The 3,407-nt window shown below is 64.7% G+C and carries 2 protein-coding genes; both read left to right on the top strand.

Annotated elements, in window-relative coordinates; all coding sequences use genetic code 11:
* The coding region (locus LGN19_RS39380; RefSeq protein ID WP_226220237.1) for an efflux RND transporter permease subunit at positions 1-3,037 on the top strand (3,037 nt) is incomplete at its 5' end.
* A 2-nt stretch (positions 3,038-3,039) separates the two neighbouring features.
* Positions 3,040-3,407 (top strand): TolC family protein (locus LGN19_RS39375; protein ID WP_226220235.1); only part of this gene is annotated, 368 nt, incomplete at its 3' end.

The following is a 3,407-nucleotide window of genomic DNA, read 5'->3' as shown; positions in this document are numbered from 1 at the left end:
TTCCGCGAAGACGGTGGAAGACACGGTGACGCAGGTGATCGAGCAGCAGATGAGCGGTCTCGACAACTTCCTGTACATGTCGTCGACGAGCGATGACTCGGGCAACGCGACGATCACGCTGACCTTCTCGCCGGGCACCAATCCGGACGTCGCGCAGGTGCAGGTGCAGAACAAGCTGTCGCTCGCGACGCCGAACCTGCCGCAGGTCGTGCAGCAGCTCGGCATGCAGGTCACGAAGTCGAGCAGCAACTGGCTGATGTGGTTCGCGTTCAACTCCGAAGACGGCAGCATGTCGAAGGAGGACCTGACGAACTACGTGGCGTCGCACGTGCTCGATCCGCTCAGCCGTGTGAACGGCGTCGGCCAGACGCTGTTGCTCGGTTCGCAGTTCTCGATGCGCATCTGGCTCGACCCCGTCAAGCTGACCAACTACAGCCTCACGCCGACCGACGTGACGGCCGCAATCACGCAGCAGAACGTGCAGATCGCGGGCGGCCAGATCGGCGGTACGCCGGCGAAGCCGGGCACCATGCTGCAGGCGACGATCACCGAATCGACGCTGCTGCGCACGCCCGAGCAGTTCGGCAACATCCTGCTGAAGGTCAACCAGGACGGTTCGCAAGTGCGCCTGAAGGACGTCGGCCGCGCGGCGCTCGGCTCCGAGAACTACACGTTCGACACGAAGTACATGGGGCAGCCGACGGCCGGCCTCGGCATCCAGCTCGCGACCGGCGCGAACGCGCTGGCAACCGCGAACGCGCTGCGGGCCAAGATCCAGGAGCTGTCGAAGTACTTCCCGCACGGTCTCGTCGTCCACTATCCGTACGACACGACGCCGTTCGTGCGCCTGTCGATCGAGGAAGTGGTCAAGACGCTGCTCGAAGGTATCGTGCTGGTGTTCCTCGTGATGTATCTGTTCCTGCAGAACCTGCGGGCGACGATCATCCCGACGATCGCGGTGCCGGTCGTGCTGCTCGGTACGTTCGCGATCATGGGGCTCGCCGGCTTCTCGATCAACACGCTGTCGATGTTCGGTCTCGTGCTTGCGATCGGCCTGCTGGTCGACGATGCGATCGTGGTGGTGGAGAACGTCGAGCGCGTGATGGCGGAAGAGGGGCTGTCACCGAAGGAGGCGACCCGCAAGGCGATGGGCCAGATCACCGGCGCACTCGTCGGCGTGGCGCTCGTGCTGTCGGCGGTGTTCGTGCCGGTGGCGTTCTCGGGTGGCTCGGTCGGTGCGATCTATCGTCAGTTCTCGCTGACGATCGTGTCGGCGATGGTGCTGTCGGTGCTCGTCGCGTTGATTCTGACGCCGGCACTGTGCGCGACGATCCTCAAGCCGATTCCGCAAGGGCATCACGAGGAGAAGAAGGGTTTCTTCGGCTGGTTCAACCGGACCTTCGATCGCAGTCGCGACCGCTATACGGGCGGTGTGAACCACGTGATTCGTCGCTCGGGACGCTGGCTCGTGATCTACTTGGCCGTGTTCATTGCGGTCGGCGTGATGTTCGTGCGCCTGCCGAAGTCGTTCCTGCCGGATGAAGACCAGGGCTACATGTTCATGATCGTGCAGACGCCGTCCGGCTCCACGCAGGAAACGACCGGCAAGACGCTCGACAACATCAACACGTACCTGACCACCACGGAGAAGGATGTGGTCGATTCCGTGTTCACGGTCAACGGCTTCAGCTTCGCGGGCCGCGGCCAGAACGCCGGTCTCGTGTTCGTGAAGCTGAAACCGTACGAGCATCGCCAGCGTTCGGACCAGAAGGTGCAGGCGCTGATCGGCCGGACCTTCGCGCACTACGCGCAGTACAAGGACGCGATGGTGATCCCGTTCAACCCGCCGTCGATTCCCGAGCTCGGTACGGCCGCCGGCTTCGACTTCGAGCTGACGGACAACGCCGGTCTCGGCCACGAAGCGCTGATGGCCGCGCGCGGGCAGTTGCTCGGGATGGCCGCGAAGGATCCCTCGCTGGCGCTGGTGCGCCCGAACGGCCTGAACGATACGCCGCAGTACAAGGTCGACATCGACCGCGAGAAGGCGAACGCGCTCGGCGTGACGGCGGCTGCGATCGACCAGACGTTCTCGATCGCGTGGGCATCGCAGTATGTGAACAACTTCCTGGATACGGATGGCCGGATCAAGAAGGTGTACGTGCAGTCGGATGCGCCGTTCCGGATGACGCCGGAAGACATGAACATCTGGTATGTGCGCAACAGCGCGGGTGGCATGGTGCCGTTCAGTGAGTTCTCGACCGGCCACTGGAGCTACGGTTCGCCGAAGCTCGAACGCTACAACGGCGTGTCGTCGATCGAGATCCAGGGGCAGGCCGCGGAGGGCAAGTCGACTGGCCAGGCGATGGCCGCAATGGAAGCGCTCGCGAGCAAGCTGCCGGAAGGTATCGGCTACTCGTGGACGGGCCTGTCGTTCCAGGAAATCCAGTCGGGCTCGCAGGCGCCGATCCTGTATGCGATCTCGATCCTCGTCGTGTTCCTGTGTCTGGCAGCGCTGTATGAAAGCTGGTCGATCCCGTTCTCGGTGATCATGGTGGTGCCGCTCGGCGTGGTCGGCGCGCTGCTCGCGACGATGCTGCGCGGTCTCGAGAACGACGTGTTCTTCCAGGTCGGCCTGCTGACCACCGTGGGCCTGTCCGCGAAGAACGCGATCCTGATCGTCGAGTTCGCACGCGAGTTGCAGGCGAGCGAGAACATGGGGCCGGTGCGCGCGGCGATCGAGGCGGCGCGCCTGCGGCTGCGTCCGATCCTGATGACGTCACTCGCGTTCATGCTGGGCGTGTTGCCGCTTGCGATCAGCAACGGCGCGGGCTCGGCGAGCCAGCACGCGATCGGCACGGGCGTGATCGGCGGGATGATCACGGCGACGTTCCTCGCGATTTTCATGATCCCGATGTTCTTCGTGCGGGTTCGCGCGATCTTCAGCGGCGAGACGGAAAACGTCGACGACGCATGGCGTCTCGTGCAGGGCGACCTGCAGCGCGGTCACGACGACGCACACGATTCGAAGGGGCAGTAACGATGCAAAAACACGCTTTGACTGCAACCGCGGCCGCATTGGCTGCCGCGTTGTTCGCCACGGGCTGCACGATGGCGCCGCACTACAAGCGGCCCGATGCACCTGTCGCACAGGCGTACCCGGCCAGCGGCGTCTACGCGACGCAGCCGGGTGCGGCCGGCGCGCGCAGCGCGAACGGGCAAGCTGCGACCGCCATCGGCTGGCGCGAGTTCTTCGTCGATCCGCGCCTGCAGCGGCTGATCGAGATCGCGCTGAAAAACAACCGCGACCTGCGCGTGTCAGTGCTGAACATCGAGGCGGCGCGCGCGCAGTACCAGATCACGCGCGCGGGCCTGTTCCCGACGCTCGATGCGACGGGTACCGGTAGCCG

The sequence above is a fragment of the Burkholderia sp. AU30198 genome, assembly GCF_020419825.1.
Classification (GTDB): domain Bacteria; phylum Pseudomonadota; class Gammaproteobacteria; order Burkholderiales; family Burkholderiaceae; genus Burkholderia.
This window is presented reverse-complemented; position numbering and strand designations above follow the sequence as displayed.